16 protein-coding genes and 1 tRNA gene are annotated in these 21,197 nt (G+C 61.2%); 5 read left to right on the forward strand and 12 right to left on the reverse strand.

Annotation, left to right across the window (positions count from 1 at the left end; genetic code table 11):
- Nucleotides 1-43: 43 nt before the first annotated feature.
- The 4 genes from DW913_RS08610 to argS form a co-directional block, all read right to left on the reverse strand.
- Nucleotides 44-493, reverse strand: coding sequence for a VanZ family protein (locus tag DW913_RS08610; RefSeq protein ID WP_117798239.1), 450 nt, complete (start codon nt 491-493; stop codon nt 44-46).
- 7 nt (nt 494-500) lie between these two features.
- Nucleotides 501-1,901: a hypothetical protein gene (locus tag DW913_RS08615; RefSeq protein WP_117798240.1), complete on the reverse strand. Its 1,401-nt coding sequence runs from the start codon at nt 1,899-1,901 to the stop codon at nt 501-503.
- A 313-nt stretch (nt 1,902-2,214) separates the two neighbouring features.
- Entirely contained in the window at nt 2,215-4,788 is a 2,574-nt protein-coding gene (gene rho / locus DW913_RS08620) for a transcription termination factor Rho (RefSeq protein WP_369832278.1), read from the reverse strand.
- A 530-nt stretch (nt 4,789-5,318) separates the two neighbouring features.
- Nucleotides 5,319-7,172, reverse strand: coding sequence for an arginine--tRNA ligase (gene argS, locus DW913_RS08625; protein WP_117655689.1), 1,854 nt, complete (start codon nt 7,170-7,172; stop codon nt 5,319-5,321).
- 342 nt (nt 7,173-7,514) lie between these two features.
- Here argS and DW913_RS08630 point away from each other — a divergent pair, with 342 nt between their 5' ends.
- Both DW913_RS08630 and DW913_RS08635 read left to right on the forward strand, forming a co-directional pair.
- Nucleotides 7,515-8,000, forward strand: coding sequence for a CarD family transcriptional regulator (locus DW913_RS08630; protein ID WP_089572030.1), 486 nt, complete (start codon nt 7,515-7,517; stop codon nt 7,998-8,000).
- A gap of 356 nt (nt 8,001-8,356) precedes the next feature.
- On the forward strand, nt 8,357-9,115 hold the full coding sequence (locus tag DW913_RS08635) for a transposase (RefSeq protein ID WP_158552035.1): 759 nt from the start codon (nt 8,357-8,359) through the stop codon (nt 9,113-9,115).
- 170 nt (nt 9,116-9,285) lie between these two features.
- Here DW913_RS08635 and DW913_RS08640 read toward each other — a convergent pair whose 3' ends face one another.
- Nucleotides 9,286-9,885 carry an HD domain-containing protein gene (locus DW913_RS08640; protein ID WP_117798241.1) on the reverse strand — a complete coding sequence of 200 codons (600 nt, stop codon included), beginning with the start codon at nt 9,883-9,885 and terminating at the stop codon, nt 9,286-9,288.
- A gap of 171 nt (nt 9,886-10,056) precedes the next feature.
- Nucleotides 10,057-11,343: a glutamate-5-semialdehyde dehydrogenase gene (locus tag DW913_RS08645; protein WP_089572033.1), complete on the reverse strand. Its 1,287-nt coding sequence runs from the start codon at nt 11,341-11,343 to the stop codon at nt 10,057-10,059.
- A 112-nt stretch (nt 11,344-11,455) separates the two neighbouring features.
- On the opposite strand from DW913_RS08645, the gene DW913_RS08650 reads away from it, so the two are divergent.
- Nucleotides 11,456-12,874, forward strand: coding sequence for an alpha/beta fold hydrolase (locus DW913_RS08650; RefSeq protein ID WP_117772983.1), 1,419 nt, complete (start codon nt 11,456-11,458; stop codon nt 12,872-12,874).
- Nucleotides 12,875-12,975: 101 nt separating this feature from the next.
- Here the strand turns inward: DW913_RS08650 and proB are convergent, their stop codons facing one another.
- From proB to DW913_RS08675, 5 genes are all read right to left on the reverse strand, one after another.
- Nucleotides 12,976-14,103, reverse strand: coding sequence for a glutamate 5-kinase (proB, locus tag DW913_RS08655; RefSeq protein ID WP_117798242.1), 1,128 nt, complete (start codon nt 14,101-14,103; stop codon nt 12,976-12,978).
- A gap of 79 nt (nt 14,104-14,182) precedes the next feature.
- Nucleotides 14,183-15,688, reverse strand: coding sequence for a nicotinate phosphoribosyltransferase (locus tag DW913_RS08660; RefSeq protein WP_117798243.1), 1,506 nt, complete (start codon nt 15,686-15,688; stop codon nt 14,183-14,185).
- 84 nt (nt 15,689-15,772) lie between these two features.
- A complete protein-coding gene (locus tag DW913_RS08665; RefSeq protein WP_117798244.1) occupies nt 15,773-16,231 on the reverse strand; it encodes a hypothetical protein in 459 nt (152 codons plus the stop codon).
- Nucleotides 16,232-16,295: 64 nt separating this feature from the next.
- Nucleotides 16,296-16,368 (reverse strand) — tRNA-Ala (locus DW913_RS08670).
- A gap of 151 nt (nt 16,369-16,519) precedes the next feature.
- Nucleotides 16,520-17,458 carry a radical SAM protein gene (locus DW913_RS08675; protein WP_117798245.1) on the reverse strand — a complete coding sequence of 313 codons (939 nt, stop codon included), beginning with the start codon at nt 17,456-17,458 and terminating at the stop codon, nt 16,520-16,522.
- A 526-nt stretch (nt 17,459-17,984) separates the two neighbouring features.
- Here DW913_RS08675 and DW913_RS08680 point away from each other — a divergent pair.
- Complete coding sequence (locus tag DW913_RS08680; RefSeq protein ID WP_117798246.1) at nt 17,985-19,184, forward strand: MraY family glycosyltransferase; 1,200 nt, start codon at nt 17,985-17,987, stop codon at nt 19,182-19,184.
- A 170-nt stretch (nt 19,185-19,354) separates the two neighbouring features.
- Nucleotides 19,355-20,404 (forward strand): tryptophan--tRNA ligase, encoded by a 1,050-nt coding sequence (trpS, locus tag DW913_RS08685; protein ID WP_089572045.1) that lies wholly within the window; start codon nt 19,355-19,357, stop codon nt 20,402-20,404.
- A gap of 390 nt (nt 20,405-20,794) precedes the next feature.
- On the opposite strand, the gene DW913_RS08690 is transcribed toward trpS, so the two are convergent.
- Nucleotides 20,795-21,115, reverse strand: a complete 321-nt coding sequence (locus DW913_RS08690) for an MGMT family protein (protein ID WP_117798247.1) — start codon at nt 21,113-21,115, stop codon at nt 20,795-20,797.
- Nucleotides 21,116-21,197: the final 82 nt, after the last annotated feature.

Here is a 21,197-nt window from a genome sequence, read left to right on the forward strand (position 1 = left end):
AGCCCTCAAATAAAAAAGGCCGCCTAGGACCAAACAATACGTCCTAGGCGGCTTTTTTGGCGCGCATCAGCGGCCGTAAGAGATATCGGAGCACAACGCCCGTTGCCGCTCCACAGCAGTCGATCATCACATCGGTGATCATGCCGGCGCGTCCCGGCACAAAGAGCTGAATCGTCTCGTCGATCGAAGGAATCAGCAGCAGGAACACCGCCGTGGGCAGCAGCACGTCAAAGGTGCGCCGCCCCTCATAATCAAAGGCATGCGTTGCCAGGATGCCGAGCACCATATACTCGGTAAAATGCGCGCACTTGCGAACAACAAAGTTGGTCACCCATGCATATGGAAGTCCCACGCCGTGCAGGAAATCGCGGATAGCTTCCATGACCGTTAGGCTCAGCGAGCCCGACCCCGAGCCGGGAACCAGCGAATTGCCCCAGATCAAGAGCGCCATCAGGCAGGTCACGACCGCCCATTTTCGATTGATCTTAACCATGCAGAAGTTATGCCTCCGCGCGGAGTGGCGCGAAGCTGGCGGTACCGCCCTCGATAACGCTCAGATAGGCACGGCCCGTACGCTTGGCGGTAGAGGACTGCAGGCGCTCGATCTCTTCCTCGAGGATCTGATTGACGCGCTCGTGACGACGATTTTCCATAATGCCGGCGGCAATAGCCTCGGCTCGCTCGATGCCCTCGCGCGAGATACGGGCGGTATCCTCGGGGAACACAGCGCTGTGACGGCCGACATAGGCGGGGGCAGCAGGCTGAGGGGCAGTGACGGGAGCGGGGGCTGCAACAGGAGCAGGCTCGTCAATCTCATCCAGAATCGCGGTGGCGGCGGCCCACATGTCCTCGTGGCCTGAGTAATCGGCCATGGGGACATCAACCTCGAGCGAAGCGTCCGGAAGGTCGCCGGTGTCGATGCGATCTTGGGCATCAATCGATGCGGTGATGGCTGCAGGCTCATCGAGGTCATCGAGATCGATGTCCGCGACACCGGAGATGATAGGCATGCTGGCGAGGTTTGCGTTGTACGGCGCAGCCTCAGCCGCCTGCTGCTGGGCAGGAGCGCCCCAAAGCGAGCTTTCGGCGGCGCGGCGGGCGGCAACGGCCTCCTCGTCCGCGGTCATGGCTTCATCAACGTACGAATTATCGGCAGAAGCGTTCGCGTCCGCCGAGGTAGCGCTGTAGGCGTTATTGGCTGCCGCGTTGGCGACGAGTGCCACGAAAGCCGCCGTGCTGCCCGCAGGGGCGGCCTGGGAGCCAGACACGGCGCGTGCCGCGGCGGCGATGTCGTCGCGATTGAAGGAGCCGGACTGCCCGCCGTTGGTGAGCTCGTCGATGGCGACTTGATAGACGTCGCGCGAGTGTGCAGGGTCGCAGCTCACCGGCGAATCGTCGTCGAGCATACTGTCGATCATAGACCAAGCCTCGTCCTCGTCCATAGCATCTGCGGCTCGAGCGATGGTAGGGACACCATCATCGGCATGACGGCGCTGGAACGCACCAGTCAGGCCGGAAAGGAATGCCGAGGTAGACTGCTCCGACTGAGCCTGAGAAGCAGAAGTCGCAGCGTAAGGAGTCGCATCCTGCTGCTGAGCTGGAATCGAGGCGGTCTTGAACTCGCTTTGATGCTGATTGAGATTGGCGGCACCGCCCATGGCATCGGGCTGGAACAGACGCTCTTCACGCTGCGCACGATACTCGGAGATACCCAGCGAGGCGGCATAGATGCCCACGCCCGCCACCGCGCCCACGGCGAAGGGAACCGCACCCGCCACGACCGTCTCGTTCACCGACGAAAACGGCAGCGTCGCGGCATACATAACCACGGGAGCGGCAAGGCCGATCCCGCACGAAAGTCCGGCAAGGACTGCTCGTTGTGTTGCATCAGAAGAAGCCATGAGCTCTCCCCATCTTCCAGCACCCAAATCGCATCATTCAGTTGGCTGCGCGAGAGAAGATGAAGCGGGGCTATGCCCCAAAGCAACGGTATATGGTTCGTTTCATCTGCGTTTTCCGTCGCGAAGCTTAAAAGCTATTATGCGAAACCGCCCTGTCGATTGCAAGCGACGATGTCGGATTGAAACGGGAAACCTGCTGCTCGTCGGTCTTACGGTCAAAAATAAGCGCGGAGCGGCGCTATGGAAAAGGGCCGAGGCTCAAAGCCCCGACCCTTTATCGCATTGATGACTATCGCTGCGCGTGGATGACAACCTAGAACGTCTGCTCGTAGTCGCTGTGTTTTTTGGCCGAACGCACCAGGAACTCCTGGTTCGTGTTGGTGCCCTTAAGACCCTTAATAAACGATGCGGCCGCGCGCTCGGTGTTGTTCATGCCTGCAAGAATGCGACGCAGACCAAAGACAAACGGACGCATCTGCTCGTCGACCAACAGGTCCTCGTTACGCGTACCGGAGGCAACGGGGTCGATAGCCGGGAAGATGCGGCGGTCGGCCAGGTCGCGGTCGAGCTTAAGCTCCATGTTGCCGGTGCCCTTGAACTCCTCGAAAATGACCTCGTCCATCTTGGAACCGGTGTCGATGAGGGCAGAGGCCAGGATGGTGAGCGAGCCGCCGTTCTCGATATTGCGGGCTGCACCCAGGAAGCGCTTGGGCGGATACAGTGCCGCCGAATCGACGCCGCCCGAAAGGATGCGGCCCGAGGCAGGCGCCGCCAAGTTGTAGGCGCGGGCGAGGCGCGTGATGGAGTCGAGCACCACCACGACGTCGCCACTCAGCTCTACGATGCGCTTGGCGCGCTCGATGACGAGCTCTGCCACGCGGGTGTGGTTGTCGGCAGGCATATCGAAGGTCGACGCCACAACCTCACCCTTGATGGAACGCTGCATATCGGTGACCTCTTCGGGGCGCTCGTCGACGAGCAGGCAGATGAGGTGCACCTCGGGGTTGTTAATCGAGATAGACTGGCAGATCTTCTTGAGGATCGTGGTCTTGCCGGCCTTGGGCGGGGACACGATCAGGCCGCGCTGGCCCTTGCCGATCGGTGACACGATGTCGATGGCGCGACCGGTAATAGAGTCCTTGCCGTGCTCCATGCGCAGCGGCTCGTTGGGATAGACCGGGGTGAGGTCGCCGAACTTGGGACGGTTGCGAATCTGCTCGGGGTCCAGACCGTTGACGGTCGTGATTTTGGCGAGGCCGGCGCGCTTGTCGCCGCCGCGCGAAGGACGCAGCGAGCCCTCGATGACGTCGCCCGTGCGCAGGCGCGCGGAGCGGATGAGGTAGGCGGGCACGAAGGCGTCGTCGTTGGACTTCATGTAGCCATGGGCGTGGATGATGCCGGAGCTGTCCGGGCGAATCTGCAGAATGCCCTTGATGTCGCGGAAGCCCTCGGCCTTCGCAGCGGTGACGTAGATTTCCTCGACGAGCTCGGCCTTCTTCTTGCCGGTCGTCTCGATCTCGAACTCCTTGGCCTTCTCGCGAAGTTCGGCGACCTTCATGGCAGCGAGCTCCTCGCGCGAAAGCGTGGGCTCGGTGGGAGCGGCATTACGCTCCTTGTTGCGTTGCTTGCGATCGCGCTGGCGGTTGCGACGGTCGTTGTTGCGCTCGTCCTTGCGCTCGTTGCGCTCCTCGTTGCGCTTGTGCTGGCGACGGTTGGGGCGAGCGCCGTCTTCGCCCTCGGCGGGGGCGGCACCATCGGTTGCGGTGGTGTCAACATTGGCCGCAGCGGCGTCATTGGCCTCGGCGCCGGAATCGACCTGCGCTTCGACATCAGCATGCTGCTCGGCGGCCTTGGCCTTAACGGACTTCTTGCGACCGCGCTTGGGCTTCTCGGATGCAGGCTGTTCGACGTCCTGGGGCTCGACGGCATCAGTCGATGCATCGGCGGTCGTCTCGGCGGAATCCTCGGACGCACCCTTCTTGGCAGCCTTAGCCTTGGACGTGCGCTTAGCAGCAGTGCGACGGCTGCGACCGGGACGGACGTCGGCGGGCTCGGCATCGGCAGAAACGGCCTCGGAAGTCGTAGCATCCTGGACGGGTTCATCGGCAGCAGTTGAGGACTTGGCGGTCGCCGCAGCATCCCGAGCGGCGGCGGCTGCGGCTGCGGCCTTCTCGGCCTCGACAAAGGCCTTGGGCTTGCGACCGCGACGGTGCGGGCGCAAAGCCGGATCGACAACGGGAACTTCGCTGGCCTCGACAGGCGCAGCGGGCTCAACAGGCGATGTGCCCTCCCCTGCCGCGGAACGGACCGAAGCCTCAGTGAGCTCGGGGGTTACCTGTTCAGCAACCTGCTCGGCCTTAGCAGCCGTGCGACGGCGTGTGCGCGGTACCGGCTTCTCGGTCGGCTGGTCGGCGACAGGAGTCTCGGTGGCGGCAGGCGTCTCGGGCACAGACGGAGCTGCAAGCTCGGTCAGAGCCGCGGCCTCGCGCTCGGCAGCACGACGGCGGGCGCGCACCACCTGAGCCTCGCTAATCTGCGCCAACGCACGTGCCTGCGCGACCTCATCGGAAATCGGCGCCGAGGAGTCAGCTGCAACGGTGAGCTTGGCGCGCGTCGTGCGCGTGGTACGGCGCTTTGGCTTGGTGACCTCCTCGCCGTCAGCGGCAGGCTTGGCCGTGCGGCGCATGCGCTTGGGCTTTGCCGGAGCAGCCTCCTCACCAGTTGCAGGCACGGCCTTCTCAGCCGCTACAGGCATAGGCGTCGAAGCAGCCTTAGGCGTCTCAGGAGCCGAGGCTTGCGCGGGCGCCGCGACCTGGTCCGACGCAACCGGTGCAGCGGGAGCGGCCTGCGTCGTCGTTATTTCGTTTTCTTGCTGTTGATCAGACACAGTGTTTGCTCAACTTTCTTTTCAAGCCCTGTGATCACATGCTCCCTGCATAAACCTTCAGGGCGGCTAAACAGTCTAGTTCCGTTCAAAACGACGGACATCATTGATCTGTATCGAGATGATTGCGTCAACTACGCAGCGTTAGTGTAACACAACCGCCGCCACCTGCAACTTAGTCATTGGGGGGACGTTCTTAAACGACTAGTCAAAAGGGACACTCTTTGTTTGCCACCCACAAATCTGACTGCCTCCGCCAAAACTATGGCGGTTTACTACGATGAATCGCTCAACCGCGACCACTCCGAAACTTGTTGAACTAAAACCGCAGGTAGATGCCTTGCACTTTTTAGCAAAAAGCCGGCGTGGTTAGAATTCCTCAATTCATCGTAGTAAACCGGCATAGTTTCGTATTTCCAGCAGTTCCAAATTCATCAATACGTCGGCGTTTGCGAAAAAAGCCCGACCTCCGTAGGAGATCGGGCTTATAGGGCTCAGTTAAACCAAACCTACACGGTCAAATGACCCGCAGGTTACATCTGCTCGGGAGCGGAGACGCCAACGAGGGTGAGCACCAGGGCGAGCGTCACGCGGACGGCGTCGCAAGCGGCCAGACGGGCACGCGAAAGCTCGGGGTCGACGGGACGGCCCTCGCTCGGCAGAACCTGGCAGGCAGCGTAGAAGCTGTGGAAGTCGCCGGCGAGTTCCTCAGCAAAGTGCGTCAGACGGAACGGGGCGCGGTCGCGAGCGCAGCTGGCAATCAGGTCGGTGAGCTCGTTGAGCTTGCGCGAAAGGGCGAGCTCGGTCGGGTCGGTCAGCAGCGAGTAATCAACGTTCTCGCCGATGGCCTTGGCGGCGACGGCCTTCATACCCATCTCGTCAGCCTGCTCGGGCGTAACGTCGGCGGCACGGCGCAGGATGGAGCATACGCGGGCGTGAGCATACTGCACGTAATAGACCGGGTTGGAGTTGTCGCGCTTCTTAACGGCCTCGATATCGAAGTCGACCATCTGGTTGGAGCTCTTGGAGATGAGCGTGTAGCGAGCGGCATCGGAGCCGACCTCGTCGACGAGCTCCTGCAGGGTCACCATGGTACCCTTGCGCTTGGACATACGGACAGGCTTGCCGTTACGCAGCAGGTTGACGAGCTGGCCCAGCAGAACCTCAAACTTGCCGGGGTAACCCAGAGCGTCGCAGACGCAGCGGACGCGCTCGATGTAGCCGTGGTGGTCGGCACCCCAGATGTCGATGACGTGGTCGACGCGCTGGAACTTATCCCAGTGATAGGCAACGTCGGAGGCGAAGTAGGTGTACTCGCCGTCGGACTTGATCAGGACGCGGTCCTTGTCATCGCCCAGGTCGGTGGAGCGGAACCACAGGGCGCCGTCCTTGGTATAGAGGTAGCCCATCTTGTCGAGCTTCTCAAAAGCGCGGTCAACGGCGGAGGTGCCGGCGGTCTCACCCTCGGTGTCCTTCACATACAGCGAGCGCTCGGAGTACCAACGATCGAAGTCGCAGTTGACGGCGTGGCAGAGGTCGCGCATGTTGTCGACCATCTTCACATAGCCGCGCTCACGGAAGCTCTCCATACGCTCCTGCGGGTCGGCGTCGACCCACTTGTCACCGTCGGTGCGCCAGAACTCGGCGGCCTCATCGATGATGTAGTCGCCGCCGTAGGAGTCCTTGCCCAGGGTCTCGGCAAAGTTGTCCTGGTACGGATGGGTCTCGGGATGCTCGTCGTTCTCATCGGCAACGAAGGCGTCGCGGTCAGCGATCAGCAGCTTGTGAGCCTCGTCGATATCCACGCCCTGCTTGGCGATGATGTCGGCAAGCTGCATATAGCGCGTGCTGATGGAGTTGCCGAAGGTGTTCATCTGAGAGCCGTGGTCATTGATGTAGAACTCACGCTGGATGTCGTAACCGGCGTGGTCCATAACACGGCAAAGGGAGTCGCCCAGAGCGGCCCAGCGGCCGTGACCGATGTGCATGGGGCCGACGGGGTTAGCGGAAACGAACTCGACCTGGGTCTTCAGGCCACCACCGACGTTGGACTTAGCGAAGTCCATGCCCTTCTCGCGAGCCTCGCCAAAGATGGCATTCTTGACGGCGACGGAGAGGTAGAAGTTGATGAAGCCGGGGCCCGCGATTTCGACCTTCTCAATCGCGGGGTCCTCGGGCATATGGGCAACGATGGCCTCGGCGATCTTGCGCGGGGCGCAGTGGGCCAGCTTGGCGGACTTCAGGGCCATGGTAGAGGTCCACTCGCCATGAGAAGTGTCAGCCGGTCGCTCGATAGCGCAATCGTCAAGTTCAAATGCGGAAAGGTCGCCGGCCTCCTGGGCCGCAGCAAGCGCAGCGCGTACCAGCTCTTCAATCTTCTCGGGCATAGATCCTCCTTGTGTTAAAGCCCCCGAGCTCTTGGTCACTCGTAGGGCAAAAGCCAGAGTTTGTAGCACTCTATCACAAGCGAGGGGCACTGTCGCAGGGTAAAGCCAATCGAAATTGCATATGCACAAAATTGACTACAGCTTGTATGGAGTCACTCAAAGATGCCGGTCTGCCTGCAGATTATGCACGCGTTGAAAATGCATAAAGGTGTGAATGAGCTGTGTCTTTTATCGAATACTCTTACCTATCAGAGTTGTGTGCTTTTCCTGCATAAAGCGAGGATTTGCGCACGTCAGCGTGTTATTCTAGACATACGTAAATTCGTATAAGTTGGAGGTAGCATGTTCTCAATCGGTCAACACGTCATTCATCCGGGTCAGGGAGTCTGCACCGTCGTCGGTTTTAGGGACGACACGCCGCAGCCCATGTTGTTGCTCGAGGCCAAGCAGGGGCATGCGCAGACGATCCTTATGTACCCCGTGGCGCAGGCCGACCGTCTGCATGCCGCCATCTCTCAGCAAGATGCCGAGCATCTGCTGAGCCACTATGACGAGCTGGAGTGCGACACCTTTACCGAGCGCAACAGCTCGCTTGAAGAGACACACTTTAAGCAGCAGCTCAAGCTGGGCGCGCCCGAGACGGTCCGCGTGGCAAAGACCATGATGCACCGCATTCGCCAGGCCGAGGAAGCCGATAAAAAGCCCAGCTCTTACTATATGCGTGTACTCAAGGAAGCCAAGCGCCGCTCCATCGAGGAGTTCGCCGTGGCATTGGGCGTCACCGAGGAGGCCGCCGAAGCCCGCCTAGCCCAAGCCGCCCTCAACTAACCTGCCAAAAAGGGACAGGTTTATTTTGGCAGGTTCTATCTGGCCAAACATCAACAAACAATCAGTAAATGGTCAGGTGCTCCGTTTTGTTTAAGAGCGCCCGACCATTTTTCTATCGCCGCAAAAATGCGTGAAGCCCATTTGCGATGACATCACGCGAGGGCCGTCCAGATCGACGTAACCAACGCCCGCATCCACAACAAGCGCGCCCGTCTTACTCAATTACCATTAAAAAGCATCAATTTGAAAACGCAATTATATTTCGGCAGGTAGCAGCTATAGTCGGTGAACTGAATCTCGACAACCGAAGCCCCCGAATGAGGTATCTTCAGCCCATCCAAGCTAAAGGAGGGGCCATGCCGAGAAAACCTCGTTCAAAGTCACCAACCGGTTATTTCCACATCACGTTGCGTGGAAACGGAGGGCAATTGCTGTTTGACGATGCCGAGGACCGAATCGCCATGCTTCAGATCCTCGATGCGATCCTCCCCAAACACAATATCGAGCTTATCGCTTGGTGCCTTATGGGAAACCACATTCATCTGCTCATCGACGATCCGGACGACCGCAAGAGCGACGCGATGCATGCGATAGCCGTATCGTATGCGGGCAGGTACAATGCGCGGACGGGGCATATCGGCCACGTGTTTCAGGAGCGGTTTTGGGATTCGCCCATTAAGTCAGAAGTATATTTACTCGAGGCAATTCGATACATTCATTTGAATCCACAAAAAGCGGGACTGGCAGCATACGACGAATATCCCTGGAGCAGCCATCGCGAGTATCTCATGAGTGCCAGGTCACGGCCGCATGTTACCGGCAGCGTTGTCGGTGTTATATTCCCAACACCTCGCTCATACCTTCGGCTCATGGAAAGTACGCCGTCGCTTCCCTATCGCCCCAGCGCAACAGCCAAGGTTCGCGAGGAAGATCTATGCGAATTTGGCACGGCAATCGTGCAGAGTGTCGCAGGATGTGCTCCGACGGAACTCAAATCCGCCTCCAAGCCACTTCGCAATGAGGCGATTCTCGCGCTTCGAAAACAAGGGCTAACGATTAAGCAGGTTCAGCTGCTGACCGGACTGGGAACATGGATTATCAAGAACGCGTCGTAGCGTCGCGTTTGCCGAGTTACGGATACGGCGAAGCGCAGCTGTCTGCCGCGAGGCGCCGCCATTCGCCAGCTTCACCATGTCAAACAGAAAACGCTTCCGCTGAATAACATCCAACGGAAGCGTTTTCCCAGATAAAATCTACCAAAATAAACCTGTCCCTTTTTGGCAGGTTAGGCCTGGAAGGTGTCGCGGTCGGGCGCGAAGGACTGCATGGCCGCGATGGTGCGGTCAAAGAGCTCGGGGAGCTCCCAGCCGAGCATCTCGGCGCCCTGCGAAATCACGTCGCGCGAGCAGCCGGCGGCAAAGCGCTTGTCCTTGAACTTCTTCTTGAGTGACTTGGTCGTAAAGTCCATGACGCTCTTGCTCGGGCGCATGATGACGGCGGCTCCGATCAGCCCGGTGAGCTCATCGCAGGCAAACAGGATCTTTTCCATCTGCAGCTCGGGTTTGGGCAGCGAGGTGTTGAAGTCCGACGTGTGCGTCTGGATGGCGCGAATGAGCTCGGGAGACGCACCTTCGCCCTTAAGAATCTCGGCAGCGTAGATGGTGTGGTTCATGGGGTCGTCCTCATGCTCCTCCCAATCCAGGTCGTGGAGCAGACCGACGATGCCCCAGAACTCCTCGTTCTCGGGGTCGAACTCGCGCGCAAAGTAGCGCATGGTGCCCTCAACCGTCTCGCCATGGGTAATGTGAAACGGGTCCTTGTTGTGCTCGTTGAGCAGTTCGAATGCGCGGTCGCGGGTGATTCCGGCGGTGAGCGTCTGGGACATGGCAATACCTCCAGGTGAGTCGATGTTAGGACACGGTGTCACTATCGTATATCGCCGCGGCTCAAGCCGAAAGGCAAAAAAGTTATGCGGAGAAAAAAGCCGGGCGAACGTGTCGCCCGGCAAAACCGCAGATAAAACCTGCCAAAATAAACCTGTCCCTTTTTGGTAGGTTTAGGGACGGACCTGGCCGGTGCCTCGGAGCTTGTATTTGTAGGTGGTGAGGGCCTCGGCGGCAAAGGGGCCGCGGGCGTGGAGCTTTTGGGTCGAGATGCCAATCTCGGCGCCCAGGCCAAACTCGCCGCCGTCGGTAAAGCGCGTGCTGGCGTTGGCATACACGGCCGAGGCATCGACCTCGTCCAGGAAGCGCTCGCAAGCATCCGTGTCCTCTGCAACGATGGCCTCGGAGTGCATCGTGCCGTAGCGGTTGATGTGCGCGATGGCCTCGTCCTCGTTCGCCACGACCTTCACGCTCATCTCGAGCGCCAGATACTCGCGACCCCAGTCCTCCTCAGTCGCGGCAACGTAGTCATCGCCCTCGGCAAGCCCGGCGTCGGCGCATGCGGCGCACGTGGCCTCGTCGCCGTGAATGAGCACGCCGTGGTCATGCAGCACGGCCACGACCGCGGGCAAAAACGCATCGGCCACGGCACGGTCGACCAGCAGCGACTCGGCAGCATTGCACACGCCCACGCGCTGGGTCTTGGCATTGACGATAATGTTGAGTGCTTTATCGAAGTCGGCGGATTCATGCACGTAGATGTGGCAGTTACCCGTGCCCGTCTCGATCACCGGAACGAGCGACTCGCGCACGCAGCGCTGGATCAGGCCCGCACCGCCACGCGGAATGAGCACATCGACGACGCCGCGGAGCTTCATGAGCTCGCCGGTGGCCTCGCGGTCGGTAGACTCGATCATCGACACGGCCTCGCGCGGGAAGCCCTTGGCCTCGAGCGCATCGGCCAGCAGTTCGGCAATCATGGCACACGAGTGATAGGCCAGCGAGCCGCCGCGCAGAATGCAGGCGTTGCCGGTGCGGATGCAGATGCCCGCGGCGTCGGCCGTCACGTTGGGGCGCGCCTCGTACACCATGGCGACTAGGCCCAACGGCACGCTCACGCGGGTGAGGTCCACGCCGCTTGCGAGCACGCGGTGGTCGAGCACGCGGCCGACAGGATCGGGCAGCTCGGCGAGCTTCTCCAGGCCGGCGGCCATACCCTCGACGCGCTCGGGCGTCAGCAGCAGACGGTCGAGGAGCCCCGCCGAGGTCCCCGCATCGCGCGCGGCGGACATATCGAGCTCGTTGGCGGCGACGATGGAGTCGACACCGTTGCGCAGTGCTGCGGCCATGGCGCGCACGGCCTCCTGGCGCTGCTCGTCGCTCGCCGTGGCAAGCGAGGCCGACGCTGCCTTAGCGGCAACGGCAAGATCGTGGACATACGTGGCTATATCGACCGACATGGGCGGCCCTTTCTCCTAGAAGTTTGCAACCATGGTAGCCGATTTGCGCATGGCCTCGCCCGCGGCGGTAGAATTGGTCAACCCGAAACACCGCAACGAACGGAAGACTCACATGGCCCTCATCACTTCGTACCACGTCCCCGGCCTGTATGTCGAGGACCACAGCATCGACGTCCCCCTCGACTGGCGCGGCCTGGAGCCGATGCTCCTGGCCGTCGGCAGCACCATGCGCCGCGGCGCTATACCGACACCCATCGCCGGCGCGCCCGAGAGCATCAAGCTCTTCTACCGCGTGGTTTGCGCACCCGACCGCATCAACGACGACCTGCCGCTCCTTCTCTTTTTGCAGGGTGGCCCCGGTGGCGAGAGCCCGCGTCCGCTGTCGCCCACAAGCGATGGCTGGATCGAAGAGGCCGTCAAGCATTTCCGCGTCGTGCTGCCCGACCAGCGCGGTACCGGGCGCAGCAGCTGTGTAGACGGGCGCACGATTGCCGCACTGGGCGAGCGCGCCGAGGCGGCCGGCTCCGATGCTGCCCGCTCGCAGGCGGACTTCCTCAAGCGCCACCTCGCCAGCTCCATCGTGCGCGATTTTGAGTACCTGCGCCTGGTGGGCTTTGGCGGCAGGCCCTGGGTCACGCTCGGGCAGAGCTACGGCGGCTTTTTGACGCTGAGCTACCTGTCGCTCTTCCCCGAGGGCGTGGCGGCAAGCTTTACCTGCGGCGGCATCCCCCACGTACCGGCGAGCGCAAGCGAGGTCTACGCGCACACCTTCCCGCGCATGGCCGCCAAGACGCAGCAGTATTACAACCGCTACCCCGCCGACGTCGAGCGCGTGGCGGCCCTGGCAGATGCCCTCGAGGAGCAAAAGCCCGTGCTACCCGACGGCTCGCCGATGACGGTCGAACGCCTACAGCTCATGGGCAGCGACTTTGGCATGAAGCCGAGCTTTGAGCGCATGCATTGGATTATCGATCATGCTTTTGTTGACGGCGACGGCACGCTGGCCTGCGGCGCCTCGGTATCTGACAGCTTTTTGATGCGCGCCTTCGAGCGCACCAACACGCGCACGAATCCGCTGTACTGGACGCTTCAGGAGTTCATCTACGCCGACGGCGACACCATGCCCATTCGCTGGGCCGCGGCAGAAGAGAAGGCCCGTCGTGCCGAGTTCGACACGCTCACGCGACCGCTCATGTTTACCGGCGAGGCCATGTTCCCGTGGATGTTTGAGCAGATGCCCGAACTTAAGCCCTTCAAGCCGGCGATGGATCTGCTTATGGAAGACACAAGCTGGGACAAGATCTACGACCCGCAGCGCCTGGCGTGCAACGAGGTGCCCCTGCAGGCCGCGGTGTACTTCGATGACATGTACGTGGACTCGGGCATGCAGCTCGATACGCTCAGTCGCGTGGGCAACTCGCATGCCTGGGTGACCAACGAGTTCGAGCACGACGGCTTGCACGGCAGCGTGGTGTTCAAGCACCTCTTCGACGAAGCCCTCAACCGCGGAGACCTGCGCCAGATCTTCTAGCAAAGGAGTGTCCCAAAGTGCCGGCACATAAGGAACGTCCCCAAGTGCCGGAAAAGGAGAGGCAGCACTGCTGGCAAAACGAGCCGCAGCGCTGCCTCTCTTTATGCAAACACTATCAAGTTGTCCCTATGGATCGCGGGCTTCTCGGCCAGGTCTGCGAGCAGGCGGTTGCTGGCAATCTGGTCCTGGCGGCGGCCGGCGGCAAGCTCCAGCACGTCCGAATCGGCCTCGGCGATACCGCGGGCGACGACCATACCGCTCGGGTCGCACACATCGAGCACATCACCCTCGGCAAACTGGCCATCGACCTCGCGAATACCCACCGCAAGCAAGGAAGAGCCACGGCTGACCAGCGCCTTCGCAGCACCATCATCGACCGTCACCGAGCCATGCGCCTTGTCGCCCAGTGCGATCCACAGCTTGCGGGGTGCGATGTCCAGACGCTCCGCCGGCGGATCGAACAGCGTGCCCACGCTCTCGCCGCGGGCGAGGCGCACGAGCGCATCGGGCTCCTCGCCCGAGCAAATCACGCTCTGAATGCCCGCCGTCATCAGGATGCGGCTCGCGCGGATCTTGGTAATCATGCCGCCCGTGCCCACCGATGTGGAAGAATCGCCCGCCGAGGCAATAATCTTGGCATCGATCTTATGCACGACAGGAACAAACTCGGCCGTGGGGTCCTCATGCGGATTGGCAGTATAGAGACCATCGATGTCCGAGAGCGTCACGCACAGATCGGCAGAAACCAGGCAGCTCACAAGCGCCGCCAGTGTGTCGTTGTCGCCAAACTTAATCTCATCGACGGTAACGGTATCGTTCTCGTTGACGACCGGCACCACGCCAAGCTCCACGAGGCGCAGCAGGGCGTCGCGCGCATGCAGGTAGGACGTGCGGCGGGCCGTGTCGTGGCGCGTGAGCAGTACGAGCGAGGTGAGCAGGTCGCGCGCATGGAACTCCTCGTCGTAGGCCGACGAGATGATGCACTGACCGGCCGAGGCGCAGGCCTGTAAGCTCGGCAGGTCACCGACCGGCTTGCGTTCGAAGCCCAGCACGGGATAGCCACAGGCGATAGCGCCCGAGCTCACCACGACCAGACGCCAGCCGAGCTTGCGCAGCGCTGCGGCCTGATCGGCAAGTCCGCCGATAAAGGCGCGGTTGACCTTGCCATCGGCACCCACCACCGTGGACGAACCGATCTTTACCACCATCGTTTTATAAGAAGTCGTCATACGTCAAACCAATCAACTGTTCAGCGAACGGCCGAGCTGGCGGCCAAGGGAGCGTGACTCGCCCCTACCGCCCAAGGAATTAGTGAGCCCAGGGAAAAGCAGAGGCCGCGGCCATGTTCTTGCGTACGAGCTCGTCGCGCACCTGAGCCAGGCCCTGCTCCATGCCCACCACATAGGTCTGCGGGTACAGGAAGCGCTTGAAAGCTGCGTCCAGATGATCGAGCGCCCAAGCACAGCGCTCGCGCGCGTCCTGGATGCTCTCACGCGGAGCCACCGCACTGCCATCGCGCACGATCGGCACCAGCAGCTCGCGATACTCAAGTTCGGACACGTCAGTCACCAGGGCGGCATCATTCACGGCCACGAGGGTATTGCCGCGCGCGGCGCCCTCCCCCGCCAGATGGTCCTCGTCGTAGATCATGTCGCAGACCGGGCCGCCAAAGCCGTCGTAATAACGGCGCACGCGTTGCACGCCCGGGATCGTGCGCTTGTAGGGCTGCTCGGAGAGCTTGACCACCGGCGTCCATGGATCTGCCTCGCTCGCACGGCGGGCGGAAAGCTTGTACACGCCGCCCAGCGCCGGCTGGTCATAGCAGGTCGCGAGCTTGGTACCCACGCCAAAGCTGTCGATGGGCGCGCCCTGGTCGAGCAGCGACTGAATCGTGTACTCATCCAGATCGTTAGAAACCGAGATCCCCACATAGGGCAGGCCCTCGGCATCAAAACGACCGCGCACATACTTGGAGAGCTTGGCGAGGTCGCCGGAGTCGATGCGAATAGCCGATAGACGCTCGCCCACCGCCTCCATCTCCTTGGCAACCGTAATGGCATGCTCGCAGCCCTCGCGCACGTCATAGGTGTCGATGAGCAGCGTACAGTTCTTGGGGCTCGACTTGGCAAAGGCACGGAAGGCCTCGAGCTCGGAATCGAAGCTCATCACCCAGCTGTGCGCATGTGTGCCAAAGACGGGAATACCGTAGCGGCGGCCGGCGAGCACATTGGACGTAGAGGAGCAGCCGGCAACGTAGCTCGCGCGCGCAACGGCCAGGCCGCCATCGGGACCCTGGGCTCGGCGCAGGCCAAACTCCGCCACGGGGCGACCGTCGGCGGCGAGCACCACGCGCGCCGTCTTGGTGGCGACAAGCGTCTGGAACCCGACGATGTTGAGCAGCGCCGTCTCGAGCAGCTGGCACTCCAGCGCGGGGCCGGTGACGCGCACCATGGGCTCGCGCGGAAAGACGAGCTCGCCCTCGGGGACGGCGTCGATGTTTACGTGCGCACGAAAATCACGCAGGTAGTCGAGGAATCCAGGCTTAAACATCGCGCCGCCGGCAGGGGCCTCAAGCGAGGCGAGGTAGTCGATGTCCTCGGGCGTAAAGCGTAGATTCTCGACCAGCTCGGGCAGTTCGGCGGTGCCACACATGACGGCATAGGCGCTGCCAAAGGGATGGTCGCGGTAAAACGCGGTAAAACAACCCTGTTCATTGGCCTTGCCGCTCTCCCACAGGCCCTGGGCCATAGTGAGCTCGTACAGATCGGTGAGCATTGCAATGTCGGTGGGATACGAGATGTCGGTCAAAGCCATGGGGCGACCTTTCGGATGCGTTGTGCAGAGGTTGAGGGTTGGACAAGGGCAGAGTGTTCGGACATGACGCCCGATGTAAATCGGTTAGAGCAGGCCCATACTGGTCAGGATCGTGTAGCCCATAAAGATGACAAACGCGATGAGGGCAAGGACAATGATGATTTTTTGAGCCGGCGCCATGCCAGGGATCTCGTTCTCGCCCGTAGGTTCCTTGGAGGTAACCATGCGCTGGGCAAAGGTCATCTCGTGACGGCTCGGCTTGGGCTCGACGGACTTGGGACGAGCGGCCTTTTTTGGCTGAGGTTTGGGCGCGGCAGGTGCAGGCTTCGCAGCAGCGGGCTCGGATGCGGGCGCGGGCGCCGATGCGGATGCGGCGTTCGCAGCGGCCTCCTCGGCCTTCGCACGCTCGGCACGCAGGGCAGCCAGCTCCTCACGCTCGCGACGGGCCTCTTCCCGAGCCTCGCGGCGGGCCTTCTCGGCGCGGAGCTCTTCCAACTCAGCGCGCTCCTCTTCGGACAATGGTTGGGACTCAAGCTCGGCCATGGTACAGCCCTTTCTTTTAAAAAAAGCCGCCGACACAATGTCAGCGGCTTATCAAATCCAAGGGTGGAGACGAAGGGAGTCGAACCCTCGGCCTCTGCCATGCGACGGCAGCGCTCTCCCAACTGAGCTACGTCCCCAGGACAAGTTGATATTTTACCTACGGCTCGCCAACTGTCAACGCCCAATAACCAGTCTTTTTGGGGCGCGGCTATTTTGACAACTTTCCGAGCAGGCGATCCTCTCGATGATTTTTTAATCCCCGTCCCAGAAAAATCATCGGCGAGCGCACTACTTTGCGCTGGTGAGGACGCCGGTAGTGTCGAAGGCCGGGGTGAAGCTCTCGTCTACCGCGCCGCCCTCTTGCCAGAACATCGTCGTAAAGCCCAGGTCGTCGGCATGGTCGAGCACTTGCTCGTACTCCTCGCGCGTCACGGCGCGTGCCAGGTCGCCGCCCTGCTCGCGCATGAGCGCATTGGGCGTGTACTGGTTCATGACCGAGATCGGCACGTCGCCCACCGTCTGCCACACCAGGTCTAACACACGGCACGAGTCATCCGCATGCCCCGGCAGCACAAGGTGGCGCACGATGATGCCGCGCTTCATGAGCCCGTCCTCGTCCACCAGCTCTCCCCCGCGGCGCTCGATCTCGCACGCCATCTGTGCCAGGCCCGACACGGCCACGCGCGGGTAATCCTTAATATGAGAAAGCGACTGCGCAAGCCCGGCATCGGCATATTTAAAGTCGGTGAGCCACACATCGACCAGGTCACCCAGGGCAGCTACGGCACTCGCCCGCTCATAGCCACTTGTGTTGTAGACGATTGGGATGACCAACCCGCGCGCCCGTGCCGCGGCAATCGCGGCCGGCAGCAGATGCGCGTAGTGCGTCGCCGTCACCAGGTTAATGTTGTTGGCACCTTGATCCTGCAGTTCCAGCATAATCTCGACCAGGCGCTCAGGTGAAATCTCAAGGCCAAAATTGCCGGTCGAGATCTCGTGGTTCTGACAATAGACGCATTTGAGCGAGCAGCCGCTAAAGAAAATCGTGCCCGAACCGGCCTCGCCCGAGATAGGCGGCTCCTCCCACATATGAAGCGCGGCGCGGGCCACCTTGAGCGTGTCGTCGGCACCGCATACGCCGCGCGCACCCTCATCGCGCGCCGCACCGCAACGGCGCGGACACAAATGGCAGGCGGGCGAAAAAAGTTCGGTCAACGACGTCGGCATAAAAACATGCTCCAAAACAACGATTCAGCAGCTCAAACGTAAAGGGCCAGGCCGCGTAGACGACTCCGTCCCTAAGGCGCCGTAATCGTCCGACACGATTTTTGTAATGTCAAGACTGGAATCCACAAAGTGCCGCTTTATGATGTAGGTATTCCGCCCCCCGCGGAGCAACTGGGTGAACCGTCGCGTTTATTTAGGGAGCCCACACAGTCGTACCTAGTACAGGTATCCTTCGTTGTTAAGGACGCTGGAACGGTCGATGAGGGCACCCACCTGTTTTAGGTGGGTTCATTTTCGTAACGTGGGGGGTGGTTTTCTTTTGCCGAAAATCACCATTACAGTCCATATGGATTCCCGCCGGCATCCCGACAAGCCATCGACGACATCCCAATATCTGGTAAGCGCGTGATTATCGCTGCGTGCAATTACATGCACCCCCCTTGGTCGAGTATTATGGTTCGGCTATGCCCTTTGCGCATGGCGTTCTTCTGACCTTTTCCTTCGACGCTTGGCGGTTTTTAGATTCATGGCTTCATCCCCGAGCTACATACCGTACCTATGCGTGGCAGCGGCGGCCTTTATCACGACCTTCCTCGCGGTGCCCCTGGTCAAGCGCTTGGCAATTAAGCTCGATGCCGTCGACTATCCTTCTAAGCGCCGCATCAACACCAAGCCCATCCCGCGTTTGGGCGGAACGGCGGTGTTTTTGGGCCTGGTCGTTGCCTGCATTGTGCAAATCTTAGGCACCTGGCACCTAGGCTGGCCACCCGTCCTGGTGCCGCACCCGCGCCTTCACATTAGCTATCCCATGCTGGCACTCTCCTTTACCGTCATCTTTGCGACCGGCGCTATCGACGATGTCTTCCAGCTCAAGCCCAAGCAAAAGCTGGCCGGACAGGTCCTCGCCGCGCTCATCGCCTGTATCGGCGGCCTGCGGATCGGCGTCATCGTCAACCCGTTTGCCCCCGGCGAAATCATGCTCGGGTGGCTCGCCTACCCCATCACCGTAATCTATCTGGTGGCATTCACCAACATCATTAACCTCATCGACGGCCTCGACGGCTTGGCCACGGGCATCTGCGGCATCGCCTCGTTCACCATGTTTTCGATGGCCGTTCTCTCGGGCCGCATCGACGCCGCCGCGCTCTCCATTGCGCTCTTTGGCGCCTGTCTGGCCTTTTTGCGCTACAACTTCAACCCCGCAAGCATCTTCTTGGGCGACTCGGGGTCGCTGCTTCTGGGCTTTGCACTGGGCTCCATCTCGCTGCTCAACGTGAGCCGCACCGCCGCGCTCACCTCGCTTATCATCCCGCTCATCGTTGCCGGCGTGCCCATCATCGACACGTTTAGCGCCATCGTGCGCCGCAGGCGCGCCCACATTAGCATTGGGCAGGCCGACAAGGGCCACATCCACCACCGCCTGATCCAAGAAGGCTACAACCAAAAACAGGCCGTGCTGCTCATCTATGCCTGGTGCATCATGCTTTCGGCCGGCGCCGCCGCGATTAACCAGGTCGAAGTGCCCATGCGTGTGCTCATCTTTACCGTGCTCGCCATTGGCTCGGCGGCCTTCGCCAAGCACCTGCACCTGTTTGAACCCGTGCTACGCCACCATTACAACAAGCGCACGCACGAGGACGAGCTCGTCACCCCCGACGACCCCGCCTTTAAGCTGGAGGAGCAGGCAGCCGAGGAGCGCAAAGAAGAGCGCCACCACAAGCTCTAGGGCAAGCTGCCGAGGATGTGCCAAAGCACCGTTAGCCAAGCGCGGCCGCGCCGCACCCATCGCACATGCCGCACCACGCGCGTCCCTCTCCCGCCCCTCGCCTACTTACGCACCGCCCCTCCAATAAACGCGTTATCATCTTGACCCATGAACATACGTTAGGAGCAATCATGCCAAACGAGAACAGCTACGAAGTCGCGCTGCAAAAGAGCAACGCCATTCGCGAGGGCCTGGCCAAGACGCCCGAGAAGTTCACCATGCTCACCGGCGACCGCCCCACCGGCCGTCTGCACCTGGGCCACTACTTCGGCACCCTCAAGGGCCGTGTTGAGCTGCAGAACATGGGCGCCAAGACCAACGTGCTCATCGCCGACTACCAGGTCATCACCGACCGCGACACGACCGAGCACATCCAGGACAACGTGTACAACATGGTCATGGACTACCTTGCCTGCGGCATCGACCCCGACAAGACCATGATCTATGCACACTCCGCCGTGCCCGCAGCCAACCAGCTCATGCTGCCGTTCCTGTCGCTGGTGTCCGAGGCCGAACTGGCGCGCAACCCCACCGTCAAGGCTGAGATGGAGGCCTCGGGCCACGAGCTCACCGGCCTTCTGCTCACCTACCCGGTGCATCAGGCCTGCGACATCCTGTTCTGCAAGGGCAACGTGGTGCCCGTCGGTCGCGACCAGCTGCCGCACATCGAGCTTACCCGCACCATCGCCCGCCGCTTTAACAACCGCTACGGCAAGGTGTTCCCCGAGGTCGACGCGCTGCTGTCCGAGACCCCGCTGCTGCCGGGCCTGGACGGTCGCAAGATGAGCAAGAGCTACGGCAACGCCATCAATATTTCGATGACCGCCGAGGAGACGGCCAAGCGCATCAAGAAAAGCCAGACCGACTCCGAGCGCATGATCACGTTCGATCCCGAGAACCGCCCCGGTGTGTCTGGCCTGCTTTCGACGGCCGCCATCTGCACCGGCCGTTCCGAGGTCGAGATTGCCGAGGAGATTGGCATGGGCGGCTCCGGCCAGCTCAAGAAGTACGTGACCGAGGCCGTCAACGAGTACTTCGCACCGATCCGCGAGCGTCGCCAGCGCTACGAGAACGATCTGGATTACGTGAAGGACGTGCTGCACGAGGGCAACCGTCGTGCTAACGAGATCGCCGAGCAGACCCTGGCAGAGGTTCAGGACGCCATGGGCATGGTGTACTAGACCGATCTGCTGGCTTGAGCTTTCGATTGCTATAGGGCGGGCGCTACGGCGTCCGCCTTTTTTGGAGCCGGACCGCTTCGGCTCCGTCCATCGCACTCCCCCGACAAACAGGAACAGGCCCGCCGGCAGTTAGTTGCCAGCGGGCCTGTTCCCGAAGTACACCGTTGAATCGCACAGAGGGGAGGAATGCGAATCAAACTCAACAGGGCAGGCTTTTTCATCGCCTATTGCCTGCTCCGTTGCTGAAACCAATATAGTTCACCGTGGTTTACTTTCTAGCGTCAATATGCGCCGCCATACCTTCTCCATAAGTTAGCCCGGGTAAACTAAAACCACCACACCACAAAGGGGACAGGCACCTTTGTGGCGGTTTTAGCCACGGCAGAACCGTTAGAGTCCGGCAGGCCAGCGACAGGCGCCCAGATCGACGTGCATGTCGTCCTTAAACGCCACACCCTCCCCTAGCAAAAGCTCACGTTGAGCATCGGGGCCGCCAAAGGCAAAGCCTTCGCAAATGCGACCGTCGGCAAACACCACGCGGTGACAGGGAATCTCGCCGGGGCGCGGATTGCTATGCAGGGCATACCCCACGTACCGCGCACTTCGTGGGCGACCGGCAAGCAGCGCCACCTGACCATACGTGGCGACCATCCCCTCGGGGATCTGCTCGACCACCTCGTACACCCGATCAAAAAAGCCCTCAGACGCCATTGCTCGCTCCCTTCCACCCGGAAAAGCATAAACCACCACAAAGGTGTCTGTGAACTGCGCCCCGAAACTTGGACTGAATAAA

Origin of the sequence: Collinsella sp. AM42-18AC (assembly GCF_003467965.1) — a bacterium.
Taxonomy (GTDB): Bacteria; Actinomycetota; Coriobacteriia; order Coriobacteriales; family Coriobacteriaceae; genus Collinsella.

What these genes read in the sequence shown, in the direction of transcription:
- argS (WP_117655689.1), bottom strand. Translation starts at nt 7,172, where the DNA reads ATGCCCGAGAAGATTGAAGAGCTGGTACGCGCTGCGCTTGCTGCGGCC.
- DW913_RS08610 (WP_117798239.1), bottom strand. Translation starts at nt 493, where the DNA reads ATGGTTAAGATCAATCGAAAATGGGCGGTCGTGACCTGCCTGATGGCG.
- DW913_RS08615 (WP_117798240.1), bottom strand. Translation starts at nt 1,901, where the DNA reads ATGGCTTCTTCTGATGCAACACAACGAGCAGTCCTTGCCGGACTTTCG.
- DW913_RS08645 (WP_089572033.1), bottom strand. Translation starts at nt 11,343, where the DNA reads ATGTCGGTCGATATAGCCACGTATGTCCACGATCTTGCCGTTGCCGCT.
- DW913_RS08640 (WP_117798241.1), bottom strand. Translation starts at nt 9,885, where the DNA reads ATGTCCCAGACGCTCACCGCCGGAATCACCCGCGACCGCGCATTCGAA.
- DW913_RS08635 (WP_158552035.1), top strand. Translation starts at nt 8,357, where the DNA reads ATGCCGAGAAAACCTCGTTCAAAGTCACCAACCGGTTATTTCCACATC.
- trpS (WP_089572045.1), top strand. Translation starts at nt 19,355, where the DNA reads ATGCCAAACGAGAACAGCTACGAAGTCGCGCTGCAAAAGAGCAACGCC.
- DW913_RS08660 (WP_117798243.1), bottom strand. Translation starts at nt 15,688, where the DNA reads ATGGCTTTGACCGACATCTCGTATCCCACCGACATTGCAATGCTCACC.
- DW913_RS08680 (WP_117798246.1), top strand. Translation starts at nt 17,985, where the DNA reads ATGGCTTCATCCCCGAGCTACATACCGTACCTATGCGTGGCAGCGGCG.
- proB (WP_117798242.1), bottom strand. Translation starts at nt 14,103, where the DNA reads ATGACGACTTCTTATAAAACGATGGTGGTAAAGATCGGTTCGTCCACG.
- DW913_RS08650 (WP_117772983.1), top strand. Translation starts at nt 11,456, where the DNA reads ATGGCCCTCATCACTTCGTACCACGTCCCCGGCCTGTATGTCGAGGAC.
- DW913_RS08675 (WP_117798245.1), bottom strand. Translation starts at nt 17,458, where the DNA reads ATGCCGACGTCGTTGACCGAACTTTTTTCGCCCGCCTGCCATTTGTGT.
- DW913_RS08665 (WP_117798244.1), bottom strand. Translation starts at nt 16,231, where the DNA reads ATGGCCGAGCTTGAGTCCCAACCATTGTCCGAAGAGGAGCGCGCTGAG.
- DW913_RS08630 (WP_089572030.1), top strand. Translation starts at nt 7,515, where the DNA reads ATGTTCTCAATCGGTCAACACGTCATTCATCCGGGTCAGGGAGTCTGC.
- DW913_RS08690 (WP_117798247.1), bottom strand. Translation starts at nt 21,115, where the DNA reads ATGGCGTCTGAGGGCTTTTTTGATCGGGTGTACGAGGTGGTCGAGCAG.